This window comes from Corynebacterium sp., from assembly GCF_022712275.1.
Classification (GTDB): Bacteria; Actinomycetota; Actinomycetes; order Mycobacteriales; family Mycobacteriaceae; genus Corynebacterium.
In genome coordinates this window covers 124,334-148,428 of record NZ_JALAGU010000033.1, presented here as the reverse complement: position 1 = coordinate 148,428, position 24,095 = coordinate 124,334, and the positions used below count along the sequence as shown (strand labels likewise).

At 66.0% G+C, this 24,095-nt stretch carries 23 protein-coding genes and 1 pseudogene; 13 read left to right on the top strand and 11 right to left on the bottom strand.

Going from position 1 to position 24,095, the window contains the following annotated elements:
- Positions 1–11: 11 nt before the first annotated feature.
- The gene (locus Q0A27_RS08100) at positions 12–665 is read right to left on the bottom strand and encodes a hypothetical protein (protein WP_291474544.1); all 654 of its coding nucleotides are present in this window, start codon (positions 663–665) and stop codon (positions 12–14) included.
- Positions 666–844: 179 nt separating this feature from the next.
- Between Q0A27_RS08100 and Q0A27_RS08095 the strand changes: the two genes are divergently transcribed.
- The gene (locus tag Q0A27_RS08095) at positions 845–1,843 is read left to right on the top strand and encodes an alpha/beta hydrolase-fold protein (protein WP_291474543.1); all 999 of its coding nucleotides are present in this window, start codon (positions 845–847) and stop codon (positions 1,841–1,843) included.
- A gap of 61 nt (positions 1,844–1,904) precedes the next feature.
- Positions 1,905–3,344, top strand: a complete 1,440-nt coding sequence (locus Q0A27_RS08090) for an MFS transporter (RefSeq protein WP_291474542.1) — start codon at positions 1,905–1,907, stop codon at positions 3,342–3,344.
- Between the two features lie 30 nt (positions 3,345–3,374).
- Here the strand turns inward: Q0A27_RS08090 and Q0A27_RS08085 are convergent, their stop codons facing one another.
- Both Q0A27_RS08085 and Q0A27_RS08080 read right to left on the bottom strand, forming a co-directional pair.
- Positions 3,375–3,902, bottom strand: a complete 528-nt coding sequence (locus Q0A27_RS08085; protein ID WP_291474541.1) for a hypothetical protein — start codon at positions 3,900–3,902, stop codon at positions 3,375–3,377.
- Between the two features lie 26 nt (positions 3,903–3,928).
- On the bottom strand, positions 3,929–4,243 hold the full coding sequence (locus Q0A27_RS08080) for a YbjQ family protein (RefSeq protein ID WP_291474540.1): 315 nt from the start codon (positions 4,241–4,243) through the stop codon (positions 3,929–3,931).
- 321 nt (positions 4,244–4,564) lie between these two features.
- Here Q0A27_RS08080 and Q0A27_RS08075 point away from each other — a divergent pair.
- A pseudogene (locus Q0A27_RS08075) lies at positions 4,565–4,873 on the top strand (MetQ/NlpA family ABC transporter substrate-binding protein); the annotation flags it as partial.
- Positions 4,874–5,034: 161 nt separating this feature from the next.
- Here Q0A27_RS08075 and Q0A27_RS08070 read toward each other — a convergent pair.
- The gene (locus Q0A27_RS08070) at positions 5,035–5,115 is read right to left on the bottom strand and encodes a hypothetical protein (protein WP_291474556.1); all 81 of its coding nucleotides are present in this window, start codon (positions 5,113–5,115) and stop codon (positions 5,035–5,037) included.
- A 138-nt stretch (positions 5,116–5,253) separates the two neighbouring features.
- Positions 5,254–5,376, bottom strand: coding sequence for a hypothetical protein (locus tag Q0A27_RS08065; protein ID WP_291474539.1), 123 nt, complete (start codon positions 5,374–5,376; stop codon positions 5,254–5,256).
- 290 nt (positions 5,377–5,666) lie between these two features.
- Here Q0A27_RS08065 and Q0A27_RS08060 point away from each other — a divergent pair, with 290 nt between their 5' ends.
- Both Q0A27_RS08060 and Q0A27_RS08055 read left to right on the top strand, forming a co-directional pair.
- Positions 5,667–6,065, top strand: coding sequence for a (deoxy)nucleoside triphosphate pyrophosphohydrolase (locus Q0A27_RS08060; protein ID WP_291474538.1), 399 nt, complete (start codon positions 5,667–5,669; stop codon positions 6,063–6,065).
- Positions 6,062–8,941, top strand: coding sequence for a DUF3427 domain-containing protein (locus Q0A27_RS08055; protein ID WP_291474537.1), 2,880 nt, complete (start codon positions 6,062–6,064; stop codon positions 8,939–8,941). Before Q0A27_RS08060 ends, Q0A27_RS08055 begins: the two co-directional genes overlap by 4 nt.
- Before the next feature lie 16 nt (positions 8,942–8,957).
- On the opposite strand, the gene Q0A27_RS08050 is transcribed toward Q0A27_RS08055, so the two are convergent.
- Complete coding sequence (locus Q0A27_RS08050) at positions 8,958–9,158, bottom strand: hypothetical protein (protein WP_291474536.1); 201 nt, start codon at positions 9,156–9,158, stop codon at positions 8,958–8,960.
- Positions 9,159–9,441: 283 nt separating this feature from the next.
- On the opposite strand from Q0A27_RS08050, the gene Q0A27_RS08045 reads away from it, so the two are divergent.
- Genes Q0A27_RS08045 through Q0A27_RS08030 form a run of 4 tightly spaced genes read left to right on the top strand, consistent with a single transcriptional unit; the run spans position 9,442 to position 13,924 of the window.
- Positions 9,442–10,764 (top strand): M20 family metallo-hydrolase, encoded by a 1,323-nt coding sequence (locus tag Q0A27_RS08045; RefSeq protein ID WP_291474535.1) that lies wholly within the window; start codon positions 9,442–9,444, stop codon positions 10,762–10,764.
- A 6-nt stretch (positions 10,765–10,770) separates the two neighbouring features.
- Positions 10,771–11,022 (top strand): DUF3311 domain-containing protein, encoded by a 252-nt coding sequence (locus Q0A27_RS08040; protein WP_291474534.1) that lies wholly within the window; start codon positions 10,771–10,773, stop codon positions 11,020–11,022.
- Entirely contained in the window at positions 11,019–12,503 is a 1,485-nt protein-coding gene (locus tag Q0A27_RS08035; protein WP_291474533.1) for a hypothetical protein, read from the top strand. The genes Q0A27_RS08040 and Q0A27_RS08035 overlap by 4 nt, the downstream gene beginning before the upstream one ends.
- A 20-nt stretch (positions 12,504–12,523) precedes the next feature.
- Positions 12,524–13,924 (top strand): amidase, encoded by a 1,401-nt coding sequence (locus Q0A27_RS08030; RefSeq protein WP_291474532.1) that lies wholly within the window; start codon positions 12,524–12,526, stop codon positions 13,922–13,924.
- Between the two features lie 12 nt (positions 13,925–13,936).
- Here Q0A27_RS08030 and Q0A27_RS08025 read toward each other — a convergent pair whose 3' ends face one another.
- Positions 13,937–14,692, bottom strand: a complete 756-nt coding sequence (locus tag Q0A27_RS08025) for an SDR family oxidoreductase (RefSeq protein WP_291474531.1) — start codon at positions 14,690–14,692, stop codon at positions 13,937–13,939.
- 73 nt (positions 14,693–14,765) lie between these two features.
- Between Q0A27_RS08025 and Q0A27_RS08020 the strand changes: the two genes are divergently transcribed.
- Entirely contained in the window at positions 14,766–15,470 is a 705-nt protein-coding gene (locus Q0A27_RS08020) for a TetR/AcrR family transcriptional regulator (protein ID WP_291474530.1), read from the top strand.
- A 3-nt stretch (positions 15,471–15,473) separates the two neighbouring features.
- On the opposite strand, the gene Q0A27_RS08015 is transcribed toward Q0A27_RS08020, so the two are convergent.
- Positions 15,474–16,193, bottom strand: a complete 720-nt coding sequence (locus Q0A27_RS08015; protein ID WP_291474529.1) for a DUF1707 domain-containing protein — start codon at positions 16,191–16,193, stop codon at positions 15,474–15,476.
- Positions 16,194–16,265: 72 nt separating this feature from the next.
- On the opposite strand from Q0A27_RS08015, the gene Q0A27_RS08010 reads away from it, so the two are divergent.
- Complete coding sequence (locus Q0A27_RS08010; RefSeq protein WP_291474528.1) at positions 16,266–17,615, top strand: TIGR01777 family oxidoreductase; 1,350 nt, start codon at positions 16,266–16,268, stop codon at positions 17,613–17,615.
- A gap of 249 nt (positions 17,616–17,864) precedes the next feature.
- Positions 17,865–19,004, top strand: coding sequence for a hypothetical protein (locus tag Q0A27_RS08005; RefSeq protein ID WP_291474527.1), 1,140 nt, complete (start codon positions 17,865–17,867; stop codon positions 19,002–19,004).
- Between the two features lie 317 nt (positions 19,005–19,321).
- On the opposite strand, the gene Q0A27_RS08000 is transcribed toward Q0A27_RS08005, so the two are convergent.
- On the bottom strand, positions 19,322–20,611 hold the full coding sequence (locus tag Q0A27_RS08000; RefSeq protein ID WP_291474526.1) for an NAD(P)-binding domain-containing protein: 1,290 nt from the start codon (positions 20,609–20,611) through the stop codon (positions 19,322–19,324).
- Positions 20,612–20,729: 118 nt separating this feature from the next.
- Here Q0A27_RS08000 and Q0A27_RS07995 point away from each other — a divergent pair, with 118 nt between their 5' ends.
- The gene (locus tag Q0A27_RS07995) at positions 20,730–21,665 is read left to right on the top strand and encodes a LysR family transcriptional regulator (protein ID WP_291474525.1); all 936 of its coding nucleotides are present in this window, start codon (positions 20,730–20,732) and stop codon (positions 21,663–21,665) included.
- A gap of 3 nt (positions 21,666–21,668) precedes the next feature.
- Here the strand turns inward: Q0A27_RS07995 and Q0A27_RS07990 are convergent, their stop codons facing one another.
- Complete coding sequence (locus Q0A27_RS07990; protein WP_291474524.1) at positions 21,669–22,376, bottom strand: SDR family NAD(P)-dependent oxidoreductase; 708 nt, start codon at positions 22,374–22,376, stop codon at positions 21,669–21,671.
- The gene (gene nhaC / locus Q0A27_RS07985) at positions 22,373–23,974 is read right to left on the bottom strand and encodes a Na+/H+ antiporter NhaC (RefSeq protein ID WP_291474523.1); all 1,602 of its coding nucleotides are present in this window, start codon (positions 23,972–23,974) and stop codon (positions 22,373–22,375) included. Before nhaC ends, Q0A27_RS07990 begins: the two co-directional genes overlap by 4 nt.
- Between the last annotated feature and the right edge of the window lie 121 nt (positions 23,975–24,095).

Here is a 24,095-nt window from a genome sequence, read left to right as displayed (position 1 = left end):
GTTTTGCTGTTTCACTGTTCCAGCTTGATGCCCGGCCGGTCCGTGACCGGGAAAGTGTCCTCGGTGGGGAACCACGGACGGTCGGCGGCACTGAGAACCACGGAGCCGTCGATGTCCCCGTAGGCGGCGATGATCCGCCGGTCCGGGTCGCCGAACCCGTGGGGGAGCCGGTCGCCGTAGTGCTCGGCCAGCGCCTCGCCGGACGCCCGGACGTCCGGGACGCCCAGCCCGACCTCGACGACGCCGAGCAGCAGCGCCGGGTCGCCGGTGGTGTCAGGGGTGTCGCCGGCGGGACGGTGCCCATGCTCGACTAGCTCGATCACGGCGTCCTCCGGGCCGGTGAGGTAGACCGAGCGCATGGCGAAGGGCCCGTCTGGCCGGTCGACGATGTCGGTGTCGAACTGCGTGGCGTAGTCGTCGATGGTGCCGGTAGGCACGGCGAAGGCCAGGTGGTGGGCCCGTTTCTGCGGGGTGCCGTTGTCCGCGTCCGGACCGGTCCGGACCGTGACGTCCACCTCGGGAAGGTAGCGGAAGGACAGCGTGCTCCAGCCGACGGTGACGGCGTCGGGCATGACAGGGTGGGGAGGCACGTCCAGTCTCCGGGTCATCCACGCGGACCACCCGGACGGGTCGTGCACCGGAAGATCGATCTGTCGGAACCTCATGGCGGCCGAGGGTAGTTGAGGGGACCGGGCGGTGCCGGGACGCTGTTCGGTTCTGTGGTTCATGAGGTGCGCTGTCAATAAATGAGGTTCCTGAGTCGAACGCGGGCTGTGAATACTGTCCCGCGACTCTGTTTTACGAGGTGTCACCAACTACGCTCGCGGCCGGAGGTTACTGACACATGACACACTCACGTTCCTATGTCGGACGGCACCGCCGTCCTGATCCGCGCCGCACCCGCGCTGCCGGACTCGCCGCAGCCACCGCCGTCGCGGCGTCCCTCACCGTCGTGCCGACGGTGATCCCGGCCGCTGCCGCGGACCCGGCCGGCTGCTCGGCGATCGACAACGGTGCCTTCCAGTGCACCGTCCACTCGGCGTCGATGAACCGGGACTTCCCGGTCATCGTCCGCCCGGCGCTCACCCCCGGCAACAACAGGGTCGCACAGTTCATCGACGGTGCCGACTCCGGCAACATCAACGGCTGGGTCTCCGCCGGTGGAGCTCTGCAGGCCCTCGCGGACGAGGACGCCACCCTCGTCTTCCCCGCGATGGACCCCTTCACCTGGGTCCAGGACTGGGACGGCGACCGGGGCAAGCAGTTCGAGACCTTCATGTCCCAGGAGCTGCCCCAGTACCTGCAGGAAAACTGGAGTGTGCCCAACGGCGGACGCGGCACCACCGGTGTCACCGGCCTGAGCTCCGGCGGATACGGGGCGATGAACCTCGCCGCGAACCACCCTGACATCTACAGCTCCGTCTACGCCCTGTCCGGTGTCTACGACCCGGGCATGCCGCTGCAGCGCGCGGTCGTCGACGGCACCGCCATGTTCAACAACGACTTCGAGGGCATCCCCTGGGCCAACGAGGGCGGACGCGTGGCCAACAACCCCACACTGAACATCGACCGGCTGACGATGCCGGTGATCGTCTCGGCGTCCTCCGGTGTGCCGAACCTCCTGGGTGACATGGGGCCGGACCCGATCGCCACCGTCGTCAAGGGCGGACCCTACGAGACGGGGTCGATGATCTTCACCGCCGAGTTCCAGGCACGCGCCGCACTCGCAGGACGGACGAACATCGAGTTCAAGTACGACCTCATCGGTGCGCACGCCTGGGACACCTGGCGCCGGGCGTCCTTCGACCAGGGCAACATGCACCAGTTCATCGCGAACATCTGACCGCGGTGACCACAGTGACCGGTTGGTGAATGCACCGGTCAGGGGCATAGCGTAGGACCACGTGAGTCCCGTAACGCCGTCGCCCGCCTCCGACCAGCCACCACAACCACCCCGGGAGAACATCCCCTCCCAGATCACGCTGGCCCTCGGCACCGGCATCATGCTCCAGGCGCTGAACTCCTCGATGATCGCCGTGGCGATGGTCTCCATCGGCAGCCATTTCGGAGCCGGGGCGGAGGTCTCCTGGGTCCTCTCCGCGTTCTACATCGCCACCGCCATCGTCTCACCGATGGCCGGGGTGCTCGGCGTGGTCTTCGGTGCGCGCCGGGTGTACCTCGCCGGGTTGCTCCTCGTGCTCCTCGGGTCGGTGCTCGGGGCACTGGCGCCGAGCCTCGGCGTCCTCGTGGCGGGACGCCTCATCATCGGTGTCGGCGTGGCGACGCAGATGCCGAACGCCATGACGATCGTCCGCGTGCTGGCGCAACGGCACCGGTGGAAGACCGGGTCGGCGATCAGCGTGTTCACCATGTGCGGCCAGGCGATGAGCGCGGTGGGACCCTCGCTCGGCGGACTGCTCGTCGGTGTGGCCGGGTGGCAGTCCACACTGTGGATCAATGTGCTGCTCGTGGCCGTGTCCGGCGCGTGGGTGCTGGTCAAGGTGCCTCGCATCGCCGGGGAAGGACGCCCCGGGACGGGCCTCGGACGCCGCCTCGACATTGTCGGTGCACTGCTGTTCGGCGTGACCGTGACCATGCTCATGCTCTTCCTCATCTCCCTGACCGACGGCATCTCCTGGTGGACGCTGCCCCTGCTCGTCCTCTTCGGTGGCGTGTGGGTGTGGTGGGAGCTGCAGCGGGCGTCCGTGCCGTTCATCGATCTGCGGGCCGTGGCGGCGAACCGGCAGCTGGCGAACACCCTGGGGCGGACCATGGTGACCTATGCGGCGTTCTACTGTCTGTACTACGGGCTGCCGCAGTGGTTCGAGCAGGGTGCGGGCATGTCTGTCTCGCAGGCCGGCGCGATGATGTTCCCCATGGCGGTGGTGTCCGTGTGCTCGACCTTCGTCGCCGCCCGGGTGATTGCGGTGCGCGGGCCACGGGTGGTGCTGGGGATCGGCGGGTTCTTCCTGCTGCTCACCGGCCTGGCGCTCGCGCTGGTCGAGGACAGCTCCACTCCGGTGTGGGTGATGGTCATCGTCGCGCTCATCGCCGGTGTGCCCAACGGGTTCAACAACATCGGCAACCAGGGGCTGATCAACACCGTGACCTCGGTGGAGAAGGTCGGCACGGCGACGGGCATCTACAAGACCAGTCAGTATGTGGCGGCGAACCTGTCGGCGGTGATCGTGGCACTGTGCATGAGCGCCGGCGCCGGCGACGGTTCAGCGGGTGCGACGGATGCGGGGCTGCACTTCACCGGCTGGGCGATCGCCGCGCTGGGCGCGGTGATGACACTGGGGATCATCTTCGCGCGGAAGATGCCGGTGAAGGTGCGGGCGTAGCTTCTGGTCGGGCAGAGACGGGCGCAGCCTCTACACCGGGTCGGGGAGGACGACGGTGCCGCCGAGGATCCTGGCGATGTCCTTGCACTGGTCGATGCTGATGGCGGTGTCCGGACCACAGTCGAAGAGCCAGTTGTTGCCGACGATCACGGCCGGGGACTCGTCCTGGAAGATGACGGACGCCGTCTCCGCGGGATGGTCGTTGAGGTAGATGGCGTGGATGCTCGGCTGGTCACGGTTCTCGCCGCCGCCGATCGCGGTGAGGCAGGAGGACGCCGTGCCGTCGACTTCGCCAGTGTCCCCGCTGTCCCCGCTGTCTCCGCTGTTGTCGCTGTTGCCGCTGTCGTTCCAGACCTGGCACTCCCAGTCCGTGCCGGCGAGCTTGTCGCGGATCTCCGCGGTGGATTCGAAGCGGGGCAGATCCCCGGTGACGGCGTCAGAGGATTCCACGGTGGTGGGGGCGGCGTCCTCATCGTCACCGCCACAGGCGGCGAGAGCGAGGACACCACAGGTCGCGGTAGCGAGGGTGGCGGTGCGGAGACGGTGTGGTCGGTTCATTCGGTTGAGGTGATGCACGGCGTCCCTCAGAAGCGCACGGCGGTGCCGGCGGCGGTGACCATGACCATCCCGCCCTGGCCGAGGGACTCGTAGTCGATCTTCACACCGACGACGCCCTCCGCCCCGAGTTCGATGGCGCGCTGCACCATCTCGCCGAGGGCCTGTTCACGGGCACCGTTGATCTCACCCTCGTAGCCGGCGGAACGTCCGCCGACGAGGTTGCGGAAGCCCGCGCCGATGTCCTTGAACATGTTGATGCCGACGACGGTCTCGCCGGCGACGACGCGGATGTACTCGGTGACCGGCTTACCTTCGACGGTGCCGGTGGTGGTGACGATCATGGCGGGCTCCTCGGGTTCTGGCTGCGTTGCGTGCCGCGTTGTGAGACGCGTTGTGTGACGCGGTTCCTGATGCGGATGACTGCCCCGAGTCTACGGCGGCGGGGTGGTGCTGGGCGGGTGGTTGGGGAAGACTGATTTGGGTGACCGTAGCTCCGAGGTCGGCGTCATCGAAGAATGACGCGGATAGCCGCTTAACTGTTATTCTCCGATGACGCCAGGTGCGGCCTGGCCGGTGTCCCGGGCGAGGGACAGTCACACCAGCGGCGCACCCCGCTCCGGACGCTCCAGGGCCAGGCGGTCGCGCAGGGTCGTGCTATCCACGTGCTTGCCGCAGCCGGCCTCGTCACCCTGCGGGATGACACCCTGACCAGCCCGACCCCGGCGGATATCGTCACCGACAAGTCCAAGGTAACGGTCTCCCCGGTGGATGCCAGCCAGACTGCCATCGCCTACCAGGACGGGACGCCCACGGTGATCAACGCGGAGTACCCAGCCCCGCCGGATCCTTCCGCCGATGGCGCGATCTATGCGGATGACCCGGATGATCCTGAGGCGCAGGTCTACACCGCGGTCTGGGCGACCACTGCCGACCGTGCGCATGACGAGGATCTGAAGAAGCTTATTGAGGTGTGTCACTCGGGCAAAGTCCGGGCAGCCATCGAGGAGGACACGAACGGTACTGCTGTGCCCCCGATCTCAGCGCCGAGGAGCTTCAGGCACTACTGGAGGATACGGAGGCCAAGACCCGGGAGCAGGGAGGCGCGGGGGAATAGTCGGGCCGAAGGGATCGGCTATTCACAGCCGATACCGTCGCCGTCGCCGTCGCCGTCGCGGTCGCGGTGGCTGGCGTAGCCGGGCTGGCGCTGGTACATCGGTGCGGCGCCGGCATTGCGAACCTCCGTGCAGTTCGCGTAGGAGACGGCGGGGGGGCTTCCCCGACCGGAGTAGGTGCAGGGACTGCCTTGGATGCGGGCTGAAGCTCCGGGGCGGGACCTTCGTCGATCGGCTGCTCAGCAGGGGGCCTCCTCCACGGGCGCCTCCTCAAGGACGGGTTCCTCGGCAGGTGCTTCCGCGGTGGTGGGCTCCGGGGTTGAGGTGGTCATCGAGGACGCGGTGCTAGACGAGGTGGTCATGGTGGACACGGTGGTGTGGACACGGTGGTGTTGTCGCCATCTGTACTGCAGGCTGCGACAGGGAGAGTGAGGATGCCGGTGTTGGTGAAAGAAATGAAGGCACGGGCGTCGAAGCGTGAGCGTGGCATGTAGCTCCTGTTGAAGAAACAGAGTAAATATCAGGTGATTCAGCCGACAATTCGTACCTGGCGTCACCGGGGTTGACATTCGGGGGTGAGGTGAATGCCACTGCATCCAACGGAGCATCGCCCGGCAGGAGCAGGTCCTGACGGATTGTTAGGCTGAACCCCATGGCAAAGCGGATCAACGTCGTTGGAGCTGTCCTCACGCAGGGCACTAAGGTTCTCGCAGCACAGCGGGGTGAGGGTATGTCTCTCGCGGGGATGTGGGAGTTCCCGGGCGGGAAGATCGAACAGGGGGAGACGCCACAAGAGGCGCTGCGTCGTGAGCTCCAGGAAGAGCTGCTATGCACGGCAGAAATCGGCGACAAGGTCACCACCACCGAGCATGATTACGACTTCGGCACCGTCATCCTCACGACGTTCTTCGGCACTATCGTGGACCAGGAGCCCACGCTCACCGAGCATGCTGAGGTGCGCTGGGTTGAAGCGTCCGTCCTCGGCGACCTGCCGTGGGCACCGGCGGATGTTCCCGCTGTGGAGCTGGTGATGAAGGAGTTCACCGCATGATCTTTGACAGCTCCGTGGGGAGGGGCACTGCGCACGGATTTCTGGATCAGACAGTCGACGCAGATCAGCTCTACCGCCCGCAACTTATCATTAACGATGACGAGAACACGATGGTGCGGGCGATCAAGGAAGAGCTGGGGCATTCGGAGCGCTTCGACTTCTCCGTGGCCTTCATCAGCGGAAGCGCCCTGGGACTGTTGAAGCAGGCGCTCGTTGACTTCACAGGCACCGCGACCATCATCACCTCGACCTACCTCGACTTCAATGAGCCGGACATGTTCCGTGAGCTGTTGACGATGGACAATGTCGAGGTCCTCATCCACCCGGGGACTCACGGGGGTTTTCATGCGAAGGGTTATGTCTTCACCCAACGCGACAGTCTCTCGGCGATCGTCGGTAGTTCCAACTTCACGCGCGAGGCACTGACCAAGAACAAGGAGTGGAATCTGCGCTTCTCGGCGCTGCCCGAGGGCGACATCACCTTCCAGCTGAAGGATGCCATCGCGCAGCAACGGGCCGAGTCCGTTCCTCTCACCGAGGCGTGGATTGAGGAGTATGAACGCACCCGTCAGCCTCGGGTTTCTCCCGCGACAAGCGTCGCCCTCGAGGAGGGGGACACCCCAGTAGGACGCATCGAGCCGAATTCGATGCAGCAAGAGGCGCTAGAGGAGATCCGCAAAGTTCGCGTGTCCGGCGAAAACCGAGCTCTTGTGGTCTCCGCCACCGGCACCGGAAAGACGATTCTCGCCGCGCTCGCCGCTCGGGAGATTGATCCGGCTCGGATGCTCTTCATCGTTCATCGCGAGCAGATCCTCAATAAGGCGATGGCGGAGTTCAAGCTCGTCCTGGATGCGGAGGACGATGATTTCGGACGCATAGTTGGTGCCGTCCAGCAGTCCGACAGGCGCTGCGTCTTCGCGATGGAGCAGACGCTGGCACGACCGGATACGCTCGCCACAATCCCCTCGGACGCCTTCGACCTCATCATTATCGATGAGGTGCACCGTGCTGGAGCGGCAGGTTATAACCGGATCATCGACCACTTTAGTCCGTCATTTCTTCTGGGACTCACGGCGACACCAGAGCGCACCGATGACTTCAACATCTTCGAGTTCTTTGACTACAACGTTCCCTACGAGATTCGCCTCCAGGCCGCGCTGGAAGCAGACATGCTCGCTCCCTTCAACTATTACGGAGTCCACGAGTATGTCACCGAGACCGGGGAGAAGAAGGACGACCCAGCAGAACTCTCCAAGCTCGTCGCCCCGGAGCGCGTCCATTACATCCTGGAAATGTTGCGGACCTACGGATTCCCGCGGGATGTAAAGGGGCTCATGTTCTGTTCGGGCAAAGAGGAAGCCCATGAGTTGTCTCAGCTCTTCAATGAGCAGGAACTCAACGGCCGACGCCTGCGCACCGTGGCGCTGACGGGCGAGTCTTCGGCGAATGAGCGCGAGACGGCCATGCGAGAACTTGAGCTTGGCAATCTGGATTACATCCTCACTCGGGACATCTTCAATGAGGGCATCGATATCCCCGCGGTCAACCAGGTAGTCATGCTGCGTAATACGCAGTCCAGCATCATCTTCACCCAGCAACTGGGGCGTGGCCTGCGCAAGGCCAAGGGGAAAGACCACCTCCGGGTGATCGACTTCATCGGTAACTACAGGAACAACTTCCTTATCCCGATCGCTCTGTTCGGCGACAGTAGCCTCAACCCGGACACGATCAAGGAGAAGATGATCAAGGCGCAGACCGCTGGGGTGATCGCCGGTGTGTCGAGCGTGAGCTTTGACGAGGTGTCACGCCGCCGCGTCCTTGAGTCCCTGCAGACGGCGAAGCTGGACTCTATGCACAACCTCAAGAAGGCGGTCAGAGATCTCCAGTACCGCCTGGGACAGGTGCCGATGCTCATTGACTTCGCTCGATTCCACACGGTGGACCCGGTGGTCATCGCCGCGAACAAGAAGAGCTACTGGAACTTCCTCTGCCACACCAAGATGGAGACTGTGGCACCGACCGCAGAAGAAGCCGCCTACATTTCGCTGCTGGACAGTGAGCTGTTGAATGGCAAGCGCCCGCACGAGATCCTCCTACTCAAGGCATTGGTGGAACGCTTTGAGCTGACGCGTGATGACTATGTGGAGCTGTTGCTCCACAACGGATGCGCGGCAGATGATGCAACGATCGGATCGGTGGAGCGGATCCTCACCCTGGACTTCTTCGTTGAGTCCGAGATGAAGAAGTATGGTCCGAATCCGATCATGCGTGTGATCGGGGAGAAGTATGTCCTCGACCGCGTGTTCTCTCGTCTGTACGAGGCCGGCGACTTGTTTGCCACGCATGTTGACGATGCGATTGAGACTGCGCTGTATCTTGCGCGTCACGATGCATCCTGGACTGGTGAGCTCGTTGTTGGCCACCAGTACACCCGTAAGGATGTGTGCCGGCTCCTGAACTTCGAGTCGAACCAGTACAGCACGCTGTACGGCTACAAGACGGATGCCTTCTCAGGAACATGCCCGATCTTCATCACCCATGACAAGGCCGAGGACATCTCGGCAACGACGCAGTATGAGGATGGCTTCGACAGCGAGGCCACCATCAACTGGTTCACGAAGAGTCGGACTTCGTTGAAGAGTCGGCGCGAGTTCGACATCGCCAACAATCTGTTCCCACTGCATGTCTTCGTCAAGAAGAGCGATGTGGACGGTGGCGACTACTTCTACCTCGGTGAAGCGACAGCCCGCGATGCCCATGACACCCACATCGTGGACGACAAGGGCAAGGACGTTCCGGTGGTCAACATGAAGCTGGACCTGGAGCACGCGGTGGAGCCGGGACTATTCGGGTACCTGGCTGACACCGGCGAATGAGTCGACAGGGAGGCGGCTACTGTTCGTCCTTCGTGATTAATCGCTCGCATGCTTCCCGGAGGACGTCTGCGGGCAATTCGTCCCGCCACACGCGTTCCCTTGAGAGCGCTGTGTAGGCTTCCGGGGCATTTATCCTGCGCAGGATCATGCGGCCTCGAATCGCGTCGACTGCGTCATCGACCCACTCGGCGCGTTCTTCGGAGGTGAGGTCGTTCATGGTGTCCTTTCGGGGGAGGGTCGTGTGCGGCATACGCTATCCACCGTTCCGGACCGGGCTGTCACATATTCGAACAGCTCGCTGTTCCGGCGCGTCAGACATGATGTGCGAGTTCTGGTTTTCCAGTGCTTACCGGCTGGCCCTCCGGAACAACTGCATTTACAACTAAACACTCTGTCCAGTCTGGCGACGTTGTCCGGTCATGTGGTGGTTCCGCACGCTTGGGGGAGAGGAGCAGTGTGGGGGAGAGCACACCTGAACCCCTGACTCCGGGAGGCCCACCATGAACAGCGATGACCCTGCGACACCGACCACGGCTGTCGAGGTGACCGACGAGGACTTCCTCGCCGACTTCCACCACACCTCCGTCTACGGCGCGACCGAGGCTGGCGGGATCGACCGCCAGGCCGGCACCGCCGAACACGGTGCTGTCCGCGCATGGTTCCGCGCCCGGGCCGAGGAACTCGGCATGACCGTCACCATCGACGGCATCGGCAACCAGTACGCTACCTACCACTGGATCCCCGACCACCCCAGCGTCCTCGTCGGATCCCACCTGGACAGTCAACCTCTCGGCGGACGCTTCGACGGCACCTACGGTGTCGTCGCGGCACTCCACGCCGCTGCCCGCGTCAACCACGAGGTCACTGCCGGTCGCCTCGACCCCGTCCACAACCTCACCGTCGTCGACTGGTTCAACGAGGAAGGCGCCCGCTTCGCACCGTCGATCATGGGCAGCTCCGCGATGGTCGGCATCAAGGACCTCGACGAGATGCTCGCCGTCACCGACGTCGACGGCGTCACCGTGAAGGAGGCGTTGGACTCCATCGGCTGCCTCGGCACGGACACCGCCCCCGAGGTCGCCGCCTACGCCGAGATCCACATCGAACAGGGTCGCATCCTCGAACGAGAACAGACCACCATCGGTGCGGTCACCCAGAGCTGGTACACCCAGAAACTCCTCGTCGCCGTCAAGGGCGAACAGTCCCACACCGGCGCCACGATCATGTCTGACCGGCACGACGCCCTTGTCGCTGCCTCGAAGATCGTCCTGTTCACCGAGGACGTCGTCGAGAACTTCGAGCCGGAGAAGATCGTCACCTCCGTCGGCCAGTTCACCGTCCACCCGAACTCTCCGATCGTCGTGCCCCGTGAAGTTGACCTGGTCATCGACCTGCGCGCCTCGAAGGCTCAGGACGTCCTCGACGCCCGGGACATCCTCAAGCGCCAGATCGCCGAGCTCGCCGCCGAACGGAACATTCGTATCGACGTCGAGGACTACGACATCCGCGATATCCAGCACTACCCGCTCGACGGTGTGGAGCTCACCGAGAAGGCCTCCGCCGACGGCGGCGTGAGCTGCATGCGCATCGAGACCATGGCCGGCCACGATTCCGTCGCCGTCAACCGCATCGCTCCGTCCGTCATGGTCTTCATCCCGTCGATCGACGGCGTCTCCCATTGCGAACGCGAGTTCTCCACCGACGCCGACATGGTCGCTGGCGTCACCGCCTTCACCCGGATCGCCACCCGCCTGGTCACCGGGGCCCTGGACAACACCGCCCCCGGCGAGCCCGACGCCGACGCCACCTCAGAGAGGATCTGATATCCCATGCACCTCACAGCCGCCCACGCGTGGATCCTGCTGCCGGTCATCGCCCTGGTCTTCACCCCGCTGTTCCCCTTCGTCAACAACGACACGCTCATCCTCGGCTTCCCCGTGATGATGGTCTGGGTCGCCGGATGGGGCGTGGCCACCACACTCATCCTCGCCGCCCTGTACCGCAACGAGCCGGAACTCGGTGACCCCTCCGACGATGCTGCCGCCGCAGCGAACGTCCATTCCCGGGAGGCCGCATCATGATCGTCGCCGCCGTCATCGGTATTCTCCTCGTCACTCTCCTCGCCGCCCTCGGACGCCGTGAGTCTCTGGACACCCACACCGGCTGGTCCATCGGAAACCGTGGCATGAGCAGCCTCACCACGTTCTTCCTCCAGGCTGGTGCGATCTTCACCAGCTTTACCTTCCTCGGCATGTCCGGGCTCACCGTTCTCGGCGGTGTCTCGGCGACCTACCTGCCCGCGTACCTCATCCTCGGGTACATCGGCATGTTCCTCATCGGCCCGGTCGTGTGGAAGCTCGGCAAGGTCTTCAACTACCACACCAATGCCGACCTGGTCGGTCACCAGTACCGCAGTCCGCTGCTCGGCAAGCTCGTCGCCCTGGTTTCCGTCGTCTTCTTCGTCCCCATCGTCCAGGTCCAGATCGTCGGTCTCGGCACCATGGTCTCCTTCGCCACCGGTGAGAAGTCCGCGGGTAACGCGTCCATGATCATCGCCACCGTCCTCATCCTGCTGTTCGTTGCCTACGCAGGCCTCCGGGGTGTGGCGTCCGCCGCATACTTCAAGGACGTCGCGATGGTCGTCGCGCTGCTCATCGTGCTGTTCGGCGTCCTCGTGCACTTCTCCGGTGACTGGGGCGGTGACGGCGTCATGGCCGCTGCCCGCGACAAGCTCACCGTGGACGCCGGCTCGCAGACCTACGGCATCACCTGGTTCATTACCAGCGTCATCGTCTCCGGCATCGGCCTCGGCGGCATGACCCTGCCGGAGAGCTGGCCCGCGGTCCTGGCCGCCGACGGCTCCCGCGCCGTGTCGAAGAACCACGTCATGCTGCCGCTGTACACCCTGGCCACCTTCATCCCGATCGTCATCGGCTTCTACGCCGCCAGCCACGTCACCGTCGGTGAAGGTGAGGAGAACTCCGCGATCCTGTCCATCGCCCAGGATTCCCTGCCTGGCTGGCTCATGGGCTGCGTCCTCATCGCCGGCATCTCGTGTGCGATCGTCCCCGCCGCGCACTGCGTCCTCTCGATCGCCACCCTGGTCTCCTCGAATCTCATCCCGTCCGGCACCACCAATGAACGACGCCTGCTCATCGGCAAGACCGCTGCCGGGGCCATCCTCCTGGCGTCCCTCTGGCTGTCGCTGGCCCGCCCGGATCTCATGGCGAACCTCTACCTGCTGACCTACGCCGGACTCGCCCAGCTCGCCCCGGCGAACATCCTGTCCTGCACCAGGTCGACGTTCATCAACGCGAAGGGTCTCATCGCCGGACTGGTCGTCGGCGAGCTTATCGTCATCGGCTACACCATCGCCGACACCACCCTGTGGGGCATGAACAACGGTATCCCCGCCCTCATCGCGAACCTCGTGGTCATGGTCATTGTCTCCGTCGTCACCGGCAAGGCGGAGCGCCCCGAGTTCCCCGACATGCCGACGCACCGCACTCCGGTCCGCACTGTCGCCCCGGTCTCGCCCGGCACCGCCGGGCGCCTTCGCTGACCCGCGTAGAAAGGAAGACCATGACCGCCGCACCTGCCACACCCGCCGGATTCGCCGCCCCCACCGCCACAGAGCTCCTCGTCGACTACGCCGCCGGCCGCCGCCGCCCCACCGAGGTCCTCGCCGAATGCCTCGCGACGATCAAGGCCACCGAACCGACGATCAACGCCGTTGTGGAGCTCCTCGAGGATGCCGGGGACGCCGCAGCCGTTGCCGATGCCCAGTGGGCCACCGGCGAGGCACCTGCCGGCAAGCCCCTGCTCGGCGTGCCTGTCGTCATCAAGGAGAAGCACGGTATCGCCGGTCGACGCCTCGACCAGGCCGTCCCCGCCACCGCAGTGACCCCCGAGGTCGACCACCCGATCGTCGAACGGCTCCGCGCCGCCGGTGCCGTGCTCGTCGCCCGCACCACGAACCCCGAGTTCTGTGCGGCGACCACCACGGATTCCCTGGCCCACGGCGTGACCCGCAATCCGTGGAACCAGGAATTCACCCCGGGCGGTTCGTCGGGCGGATCCGGTGCCGCGCTTGCCGCCGGCTATGCGCCGCTGGCCACCGGCTCCGACATTGGAGGCTCCACCCGTATCCCCGCGGCCTTCTGCGGAGTGGTCGGTTACAAGGCTCCCTACGGTGTCGTCCCGGGCCTGCACCCGTCGACGATGGACTGGTACCGCAGCGATTCCGCCATGGCCCGCACCGTGGAAGACACGCTGCTCATGCACAATGTCATCGCAGGTCAGCATGCCCTTGACCCGCACAGCGTCCCCTTCGGTCCGGTCGAGGTACCGGAGCGGTCGGTCGCCGGCTGCCGCATCGTCGTCTCGGAGACGCTCGGTAACTACCCGGTGGACGCCGCGATCCGCGACAACCTCGCCGCCGCCGCGTCCGCCATGGAATGCCGGGGTGCCGTCATCGAACACCGCAACCCGGACTGGACGGTCGAGGAGATCATGACGGTCGCCATGGCGCACTACGGGCACACCCTCGCCCCGGGGATGGCGGACGTCATCGAGTCCACCGGTGCGGAGGTCTCGCCGTACATCACCCAGTTCATCGACCACACCATGGCTGCGGCGGCGCGCATGCCGCTGCACGAGACCTTCGCCCGTGAGACCCGGATCAGGGAGGAACTCGGCCAGCTGCTGTCCGGGGCGACGGCACTGCTCACCCCCGTGACCACGAAGGACGCCTTCCCCGCCGAAGCGCCGCAGGTCTCGGTGGACAGTCACGGCCGGCACTACTGGGCGGATCTCGTGGCGGTGCCCTTCAACATCTGCAACCGGCATCCCGCCCTGGCGGTGCCGACCGGCACCGGGCCCCGCGGCGTCCCCACCGGACTGCAGATCGTCGGCAACGCCTACGACCAGGCGTCCGTGTTCCGCGTCGGGTTCGCCCTGGAGGACGCCGGCGTCGGGGTGTAGCGGGTCAGTGTGTCAACGGGTGGTGTACCCGCCGTTGGCGAAGATGGTCTGACCGGTGATCCACCAGCCCTCGGTCGCCAGGAAACGGACGATGGGGGCGATGCCCTCGATCTTCGTCAGCTGGTTCCCCATGGCCTGGGACTTGTGGAACTCGACCCGCTCGGGGGTCTCCTGGCCGTAGAAGAACGGGGTGTCCATCGGTCCCGGACCGATCGCGGTGACCGAGATGCCGCGGTCGGCATACTCCTTGGCCGCGGCACGGGTGAAGTGCTCGACGGGGGCCTTTCCACCGGCGTAGGTCGAGTAGCCGTCGGTGAAGGCGGCGAGCAACGACGTGACGATGGTGATGATCTTCCCGTTGTCGTTGAGGTGGGCGCCGGCCTCCTTGATGAAGAAGTAGGCGGCCTTGGCGTTGATGTCGAACATCGCGTCGTACTCGTCCCCGGTGGTCTCTGCGATGGGCTTACGCAGGACCTTTCCGGCGGTGTTCACGGCGACGTCAAGGGTCCCCAGCGCCGCTTCGGCGTCGGTGAACAACGTGGCGACAGTGGCGGGGTCGGTGAGGTCGGCCTGGAGCAGGACAGCCTCGGAGCCCTGGGCGCGGACCGCCTCGACGGTCGCTTCGGCGTCGGCACGGCTGGCTTCGGAGTTGTAGTGGACGGCGACGTTCGCGCCTTCGGACGCCACCTGGCGTGCGATGAGGCCGCCGAGGTTCTTGCCTCCGCCGGCGATGAGGACGTTCTTTCCGTTGAGCGTGTGGTCGGTCATGAGGAGCCTCCTGAAGTGTGGCTATCGCTGATATGTAACACCATTTCGGTGATACATGGGCTACGCTAGCAGAATGGTTGGACAGCTGTCGACGGGTACCAGGGAGAAGCTGATCAACGCGGCCGTCGGCATGATCTCCCAGACACCCGGTGAGGACTTCTCCCTGCGCGCCGTGTGCGAAGCGGTGGGAGTCACCCTGCCGACGGCGTACCACTTCTTCGGCTCGAAGAAGGGACTCATGGACGCGGTCGTGGAGCACGGCTTCGACCGGTACATGGCGCTGAAGGAGTCGACGGAACCGTCAGGGGACCCCGTCCAGGACATCCGTGCCGGGTGGGACGCCCACGTCGCCTTCGGGCTGGCCAATCCGGGCGTCTACGCCCTGATGTTCGGCAAGGTCCAGCCCGGTTACGTTCCCGCCGGTCAGTCCCGGCCGGGCGAGGTGCTGCTGTCACTGACGTCCCGGGCCGCAGCACAAGGACGCCTGGCCGTGTCCGCGGAGCAGGCCACCGCGCACATCCTGGCGACGAATATCGGGGTGACCCTACGCCTGATCGCCCTGGACCAGCCGGATCCCGCACTGTCGGCCGCGGTGCGGGAGGGTGTGATCAGTGCGATCACCGGCGCTGAGCCTGCGGACCGCGGCGACCGCGACTCGGCCTTCGCCACCGTGGTTGAACGGGCCGTGGCGGACCCGGACATCCTCGGCCCGGCGGAGACCCGACTGTTCGTCGAATGGGCGCAGCGGCTGCGGCAGGCGCACGAGGTGCAGGCGTGAACCTCACCACACCCCGGTGATGGACACGTTGTAGGTCACGTTCGGCAGGTCCACGCCGATAACCGTGACCGTCGCGGGGAAGACGGCGCCGTGATCGCCCACCGAGCATTCCACCGCCGCTCCGAGCTCTACATCCAGGGCATCCGGGCAGGTCACGTACTCGGGGATGTGGCCACGGTCGTTGAGGTAGTCGCCGCGGATCGTCGTCTCCATCTCGTAGACCGAGATCTTCGGGGTGGTGTCCCCGGGTTCCTCACCGGTTCCGCCGGCGTCCTCGGCAGGCACGGCAGTGGCGACCTCGGACTCGGATTCCGTCGGCTGATCCTCAGATGCTCCGGCAGGAGTTTCCGAGACCGCCGGTGTTGCCGGTGCAGGGGCAGGGGAATCGGATCCGGACCGGCCCACCAGCATGACCACGGCCGCGACGACGACCAGGGTCACCACAGCGACAATCACGACGATCAGCCCGGTCGCCGGATTCTGCGACGGGATCAGCGGGTTGGCCTTCTTCTCCGGTGCCGAGAACTCCGGACGCTCCACCTGCAGGTCCTTGATCAGTTCCAGCAGGTCACCACGGGTGGCGGCCGTCATCGCCGCAGACACGCGCTCGTCATGCTCCAGAGAGTTGAGCTGGCCCTCCGCATAGGCCCGGTCGATGAGGGACGCGATTTTCATGCGGTCCAGATCCGTGGCGCGCAGATGGGCGGCGTACGGGTTGTCCATGGCGTCCTCCCGGGTCGGCGCGGTGGTTTCGCGGGGGTGGGTGCCCAGTCTAACCGCGTACCCTTGACCTGTATGCGTCCCACCACCGCTCTCACCGCCCGCACCACCACCCACGAGTTCGGGACCCAGCTGCCGCACCCCGCAGTCGACGTCTGGGACTGGCACACCCGCCCCGGCGCCGTCGTCCGCCTGACCCCGGGATTCGCGCGCATGCGGGTCCGCTCCGAGGCCTCCGACCTTCGCGACGGCACCACCACCTTCTCCCTCCCCGGTCGGCTGACCTGGGAAGCGCGCCATGATCCGGAGGGTTTCGTCGAAGGGCGCAGCTTCGTCGACGACTGCGTGAACCGGCCTTTCCGCTTCACCGGGTGGCACCACGAGCATCTCATCACCGACAGTGGCGACGGCACCTCCACAGTCACCGACCGGATCACCTCCCGCGTCCCGACCATCCTGCTCAGCCGCATCGCCGCCTACCGCCGCCGCCAGCTCACCGACGACCTCGCCCACCTCGCGGAGTTCCGGGAGCTCGACACTCCGCCGCTGACCATCGCGGTCTCCGGGGCATCCGGCCTCGTCGGCACGCAACTCGTTGCGCTGCTCCGGACCGCCGGGCACACGGTGATTCCGCTGGTCCGTAACGATTCCGGAGAAGGACGCCACTGGGATCCCGAGGCGCCTGACCCTGATCTTCTCAACGGGGTGGACGCCGTGGTCCACCTCGCCGGGGCCCCGATCTTCGGACGCTTCACCGACTCCCACAAGGCCTCGGTGCGTGACTCGCGGGTCGGGCCGACCCGACGGTTGGCCGAGGTCGCGGCGTCCTGCGGGGTGAAGGTCCTCGTGTGCGCCTCCGCCGTCGGGTTCTACGGGGCCTCGCGCCCCGAACCGGTGGGTGAGGACGCCCCGAGGGGCGACGGATTCCTCGCCGACGTCGTCGCGGACTGGGAGGACGACTGTACCGTCGCTGCTGAAGCCGGGGTGCGGGTGGTGAGTATCCGGACCGGACTGGTGCTCGGCGGGGGAGCGCCGCTGCTGTCGCTGTTGGGTGCCTCATCCCGGGTCGGGGCAGGACGCCTCGGGTCCGGCGGGCAGCACTTCCCCTGGATCGGGGTCGACGACCTCGCCGACATCTACCACCGCGCCGTGGTGGATTCTTCCCTGGTGGGGCCGGTGAACGCGGTCGCCCCGGAGGACATCACCGAGGGAGAGTTCGCTACTGTGCTGGCCGAGGCGCAGAAGGTGCGGGTGCCGTTGCGCGTACCGGTGCCGGCTGTGGGACCTGCGGTGCTGCTGGGCAGGGACGGTGCCGCGGAGCTTGCCTTGGCCGACCAGCATGCACGGCCGGTGGTGCTGACGAACCTGGGACACCGGTTCCGCTTCACCACCGCGCGGGACCTGCTGGCCCACGAGCTGGGGTAGGGGGTCTCGTTTCTCCCACTCCACCGCGTCACACCGCACCATGTCTCGCCGCGCCGCATGTCCGCATCACGCAGCGTGAGGCTGCTCTGACCCCCTCGTCAACGACCTCAGCCTGCGCGATGCCGACATGGTTGCCGAGGGGCTTCCCCAGGGCAGCGTCCTGAAGGTATTGTCGGGAAATGCACTGTGCCGGGGGACGGGACGGGCGCCGCGGGGAGGCCGCGGGGGATCACAGGGAGGGACAACACTATGGCGCATATCGTCCGGCAATTGCCGGCGCACATCATCGAGGCACAGGAGAACGGCCTGCACACGGCAGGAAGAGGTCCCTGGTACTGCACCAGAATTCTGCCTGATCACCTACCGGTACGCAGGCAGGAGCTGCTCGCCTCGGGCACGACGAGGTGGGTCATCGACCGTGACTGGACCCAGGTCGCGGACGGGATGATGGTGGAGAATCAGCGTCTGCCCGGTCTTGCCGACGCCCGAGACCTCGGAGCATTCCCCGCGTGCATGGTCACCCGGGTCCGCGCGCTGCATCAGCTGCACCCGACCTTCATCATCTCCGGCTGGGCGGCGGCGCCGTTCCACGGACTCCTCTACTGGGCGGATTCGGCGGCCGTGCTTCTCCTGGCGGAAGGCCGGTCCAACGGTTCCGACCGCACGGAGATCGCGCAGGGGAGTCCGCTGAGCCCGGTGATCCGTCCGCTGCCGCCGGGTTTCGACCTGGAGCGGGACACCATTGCCCCTGATCCACTCTGTCCGCAGATGCGCGTGGTCACGGCGGCGGTGGCGCTCGCCCAGTGCCTGCGGTCGGTCCTGTCCGGCAAGCACGGGTGGCAGGTGGTGCAGGTCGACGGTCTCTCCGACCGGCAGGTCCGCGCGGTGCAGCTGATCGACGCCTTCGCGCAGTGCTCGACCGTGACGTGGAACCAGCTGGAGGACGCCGCGACAGGTCTGATCTCCCGCAGGGAACTGCGGCGGCTCAGTCGCCTGGTGGCGGCAGGGGCGGAGTCGCCGCGGGAGACCGAGCTCCGACTCATCGTGCGTGACCTGCTGCCGGACGGTCATCGGTGGGAGACGCAGGTGGAGGTGGCGTACCGGGAGGAGACATCGTGGGGTGGGACGCGGGACCGGACGACCTTCTTCGACATCGGCTGCCGCAGTCTGCGGATCGGGCTCTACTACGACGGGAAGCACCATGATGAGGAGGGGCAGGCGGAGAAGGACTTCGAGCAGCTGCAGGATCTCACCGACGGGGAGTGGACCGTGGTGCGGGTGAACAGGACGCTGATGAAGAACCGTCCGAAGTTGATGCGGCAGCTGCGCAATGCGATCGCCCGGGCCGTCGCTGCGCGGCAGGCTGCTCCTGCGGCCCGGAACTCATGACGATGTCCGCATCACGCAGCCTGAGGCTGGTCAGGCCCCCTCGCCAACGACCTGAGGCTGCGGGACGCCGACATCCAGGTCGCCCCGTGGGCCACCGGGGGCAGGCGGTGGCATAGTTCACCGGGGACCCGCCCCGCAGACTCTTCCGTCGCAGGGGGCTGCTGCCGACACACTACGGGACGTTACGGATGCCCCGTCAGTTCCCTGGAAGCTCTGCCGGAACACCCGCAGGAACAGGTGAGCACCCCGTGAAGACGGCAGCGCAACGAGTCACGGTCGGAGGGCCGGCCGTCCTCACCGCACTGCGGGGATGCCTGCTACACCGTCATCGGGTCCAACGCCTCCAGCGACCGGAGGTGGGCGTCCGTGTCCGCCATCGCGTCGTTCCACAGGTTGCGGACCACGTCGATCTTCGTCTCGGGTTCCTGCACCTTCTGGAAGTAGGAGGTCAGCGGTAGCGGGGTGTCACCGGCTCCCTCGTGCAGCGCGATCATCCGCAGGATCCGTGTGGTCTGCTCTCCGTACACCGGGATCTGCGGACCACGCGGTGCGATGAGTCCGACGAAATAGAGGTTCTCCACGCCCTCGGGCAGGATCCCGCCGGCGTAGCGTACCGGCGCCCCGTTCTCCTGCCGCAGCAGTCCTGAGTCCAGGAACGGCAGGGACGTGCGGAAGCCGGTGGCCCAGATGATGGAGTCGTACTCCTTCGACGTGCCGTCTGCGAACGTGACGGTCTTCCCCTCGATCCGCTCGATCGCCGGCCGCACGCCGATGCGCCCGTGCTGGATCCAGTAGAGCAGCAGGTCGTTGACGGTGGTCGGCCCGTCCGCGAGGGTGTGTGCCTCGGGCATCGGAAGGCCCGGGTAGGCACTGTTCTCGCCGATGGAGACCCGTGCCATGAGCCGGTTGATCAGGTCCTGCTCGTCGGGGGTGAAGTCGCCGAGGAAGGGGACCATGGACCGTGGGATGCCGAAGTACATCTTCGGCTGGAACTGCACTCCGTGTCGTACGACGATGTCGCATTCCAGCCGGTGCTGGGCGACGTCCACCGCCATGTCACAGCCGGAGTTACCGACACCGACGACGAGGACGCGGCGTCCTTCCAGTTCTTCGGTGTTGCGGTACCGGCTGGTGTGGACCTGGTAGCCGGTGAAGGACCCGGAGACCGGCGGTACCTTGGCGTCCCAGAGGTGCCCGTTGGCGACGAGGACGCCGTCGAAGACGCCCTCGTCGCCGCGGGAGGTCACCACGGACCAGCCGGCGGAGCCGACCGGATCACCGTCCGGTGCCTCCAGTGGGGACGCCGAGATCACCGTGGTGTCGTAGCTGATGACACGGTGCAGGTCGAAGGCGTCCGCGTAGGAGTGGATGTATGCGGTGACCTGGTCACGGCTCGGGAAGTGCGGGTAGTCGGCGGGCATCGGGAAGTCCGGGAAGTGGGTCTGGTCCCGGGCGGTGATGAGGTGCAGGGCGTCGTAGTCGGTGTTCCAGTGTCCGCCGGGGACGTCGGAGGCCTCGAACGTGGAGACGTCATGTCCGGCGTCGAGCAGCAGTCTGGTGGCCGAGAGTCCGGCGGCGCCGGCTCCGATGATGGCAAAGCGTCCCATGGTCGTTCCTCCTGAGGTTGTGTGGTGGGGCTACTCCCATGCTCGGCGACCACCTAAGATAAGGGAAGACCTTTGTTACTTCAGCAGTTCGAGCTAAAACCTTGAGCAGAGAGGTGCCATGACGCATCCCCGCCCGTCCCCGGGTATCACCCTCCAGCAGTTCGCCTACTTCCTGGCTGCGGTGGAGCACGGCTCTCTCTCGGCCGCCGCCGAAGCGAACTACATCGCCCAGCCCAGCCTGTCCGAGCAGATCAGACGGATGGAACGGACGCTCGGTGTCCCCCTGTTCATCCGCACGAACCGCACCCTGATCCTCACGGACGCCGCCCGTACCCTCGTCCCCCACGCTGAGGAGGTCCTCGCGACCGCCGCGGCCGCGGTCGACTCGGTCACTCCGATCCGGGAACTCACCGGCGGCACCGTCAGTTTCGGGTCCTTCAGCACGGCCCGTCATCTCTTCCACCGGATCCTCGTCGAGCGGTTCCGTGAAGAGTTCCCGGACGTAGGCCTGCGCCTCATCGGCGACAATTCCGTCCAGGTCGCTGACGAGGTCAGGGAAGGGCGCCTGGAGGCGGCGATCGTCGCGCTCCCGGTCGACGACTCAGGCCTGGAGGCCGAACCGGTCGCCTGGTCACCCCAGGTCTACCACTGTTCCTCCACACCCCCGGAGGACGCCGCCCCGAAGACCGTCCGTGACATCGTGGACGCTTCACTCATCATGCCGGAGGTGCAGTGGGGTGATTCCGACCCGACCCGCCGACGCCTCATGGAGATCGCCCAGCAGCAGGGGCTGAAGATACGGGTGGACATCGAGGTGTCGCCGCTGACAGCCCTCGAACTCGCGGCGGACGGAGTAGGTGACACGATCTCCCCCTATCCGTTGGCCGACGTCGCCGGGGTCGCGCACCGGCTCCACTGGACCCCGCTCGAGCCCGTGATGCGCGAGAACTTCGCCTTCATCCGGCGCCGGAACGCTGTCCTGAGCCCCGGTGCGCTCGCGGTGCAGCGCATCATCCTCGACCGGCTGTCGGAGATCCCCCCGGATGCTCCGTGACGGTTACCGCATGACGTCCGCCCCGGAGAGCACGATGGTCTCCCCGGAGAGGAAGGCGGCGTCCTCTCCGCCGATCATCTCCACCCACCGGGCGATCTCCACCGGCTGCGCCACCCGCCCCAGGGGCACGGACTTCGCCGCCTCCGCCATACGACCCGTCGCCGCATTGCCGGGGGTGTCCACCCAGCCCGGGGCGATCGCATTGACCCGGATTCCCGAGGGGGCGAGCTCCAGGGCCAGCTCCTTGGTGAGCATCACCACCGCGGCCTTTGTCGCACCGTAGATCAGCTGCCCGGGGGAGACGGTGAAGGCGTCGACCGAAGCGAAGTTCACCACTGCCGACCCCTTCCCGAGGTACGGGCGGGACGCAGCGATGACGTTCAGCGTGCCCAGCACATTCACGTCGAAGGTCAGCCGGTAGAGCTTCTCGGTGAAGGTGTCGAGCGTCGACGGCGGGAAGACACCGGCGATGTTGGCGACGAGGTCGATACGGCCGCTGTCGTGCAGGGCGTCGGCGAGAGCCGTTTCCACCGCGTCCCGGTCGGTGATGTCAACCGCGGCCGGTAGGAGCGCATCTGCGCTGTAGTCCAGTTCGTTGAGGTCCAGGGCGATCACGGTCCAACCATGGTCGAGGAGGAGCTCGGTAGTCGCGCGGCCCATTCCGCTCGCAGCGCCGGTGACGACGGCGGTGTGTGTGGTGTTCTCGGTCATTTCTGTCCTGCTTTCTGGAGTTCGGTGTCGTGGGAGCAGCGGGTGTCGTGGGTGTCGTGGGTGTCAGGCCCGGGTTCGGCGGCGAGGCTCCCGCCCGCGGCGGTGGTCTCTCCGCCGGTCTCTCCGCCGGTCTTTCCGTCGGCTTCCTCGTCCTCGTCCGGGACGGTGGCGACGGTGAACTGGGTCAGCGCCACCAGCAGGCCGAATCCGGTCGAGAAGAAGGCGAAGAAGAGGAAGGGCATGTAGTCCAACGTCGCGACGCCGAGCGCACCGGCGGCGAAGATGCCGCCACTGGACCAGGGGAAGAAGGGATCGTAGACGGTGCCGGAATCCTCGATGGTGCGGCCGAGATTCCGGGGGTCGAGCCCGAGCTTCCTGTACCCGGGCAGCAGGAGCGTTCCGGCCATCACCGCAGCGAAGGAGAAGGACGCCCCGAGTCCGACCGAGGTGAAGACGACCGGGGAAGTCAGCGACATCAGCCGACGCCGGGTGTTGGCGAAGCGCAGGAACTTCTCGATGATGACGCCGACGAATCCGCCCTTGTTCAGCAGGCCCGAGGTGCCGACCGCGAAGAGGAAGAGCATCGCCAGACCTGCCATGGACAGAAGCCCACCGCCGGAGATCAGGCCGTCGATGTCCGGGGTACCGGAATCGAGGACGAATCCGGAGTGCAGGACAGCGATGACGTCCTCGACAGTCGCACCCTGCGTCGTCATCGAGACGCACATCGCGCCTACCGCGCCGGCGAAGATGGAGATGAACGGGGGAACGCGGAAGATCAGCATCGCCACGGTGACCAGGACCGGGAGCAGTGAGAACCAGCCGGTGTCGAAGCTTCGGTTGATGCCGTCGACGATGGTGTCGATCGAATCGCCGGTGTTGTCGTTGTGGTCGACGACGAACCCCAGCACCGTGAACAGGACCACGGTGCAGATGTAGGCGGGGACCGTGGTGATCAGCAGGTACCGGATGTGGGAGAACAGTGGCACGCCGGTGATCGCGGCGGAGAGGTTGGTGCTGTCTGACAGCGGAGACATCTTGTCGCCGAAATAGGCGCCACTGATGATCGCGCCGGCGGTGAGCCCGGCCGGCAGGTCGAGGGCACCGCCGACGGCCATCAGTGCGACACCGACGGAGCCCATCGTGCCCCAGGAGGTGCCGGTGACGAGGGAGGTGATCGAGCAGAGCAGGAGCGCGGTGACGTAGAACCAGGTCGGGTTGATCGTCTCCAGACCGAACCGGATGATCACTGGGATGGTGCCCGCCTGGGCCCAGGTGCTGATGAGCATACCCACGGAGAGCAGGATCATCACGAGCTCCAGGACGGTCCGCATGGAGTTGAAGGCCGCGTCCTGGATCTCGTCGAAGTTGAAGCCGCGGACGGCGAGAATCAGCATCAGCGCCACCATTGCGAAGAACATCGACATTTCGATGGGTGCGTCGAGGAAGATGGTGCCGACCGCGAGGATGGCGGCGACGATGAAGATCACACCGGCGGAAAGCTGCACACGCGGTTTCGGGGGCTCGTCACCGGTTCCGCGTCCGACGGCGCCGGATGCGGTGGCGGATTTTTGGCCGGGCCAGATCGTCAGAGCCATGATGCCTCCTTGGTTGTGTCGTGCTTCACAACCTATGGAGTCGATTCGCTATCGGTCCAACATGTAATCAGATGACTGGATCAAGGTTTTGCCTTCAGCCAGGGAACTGCGCAGGTCGGAG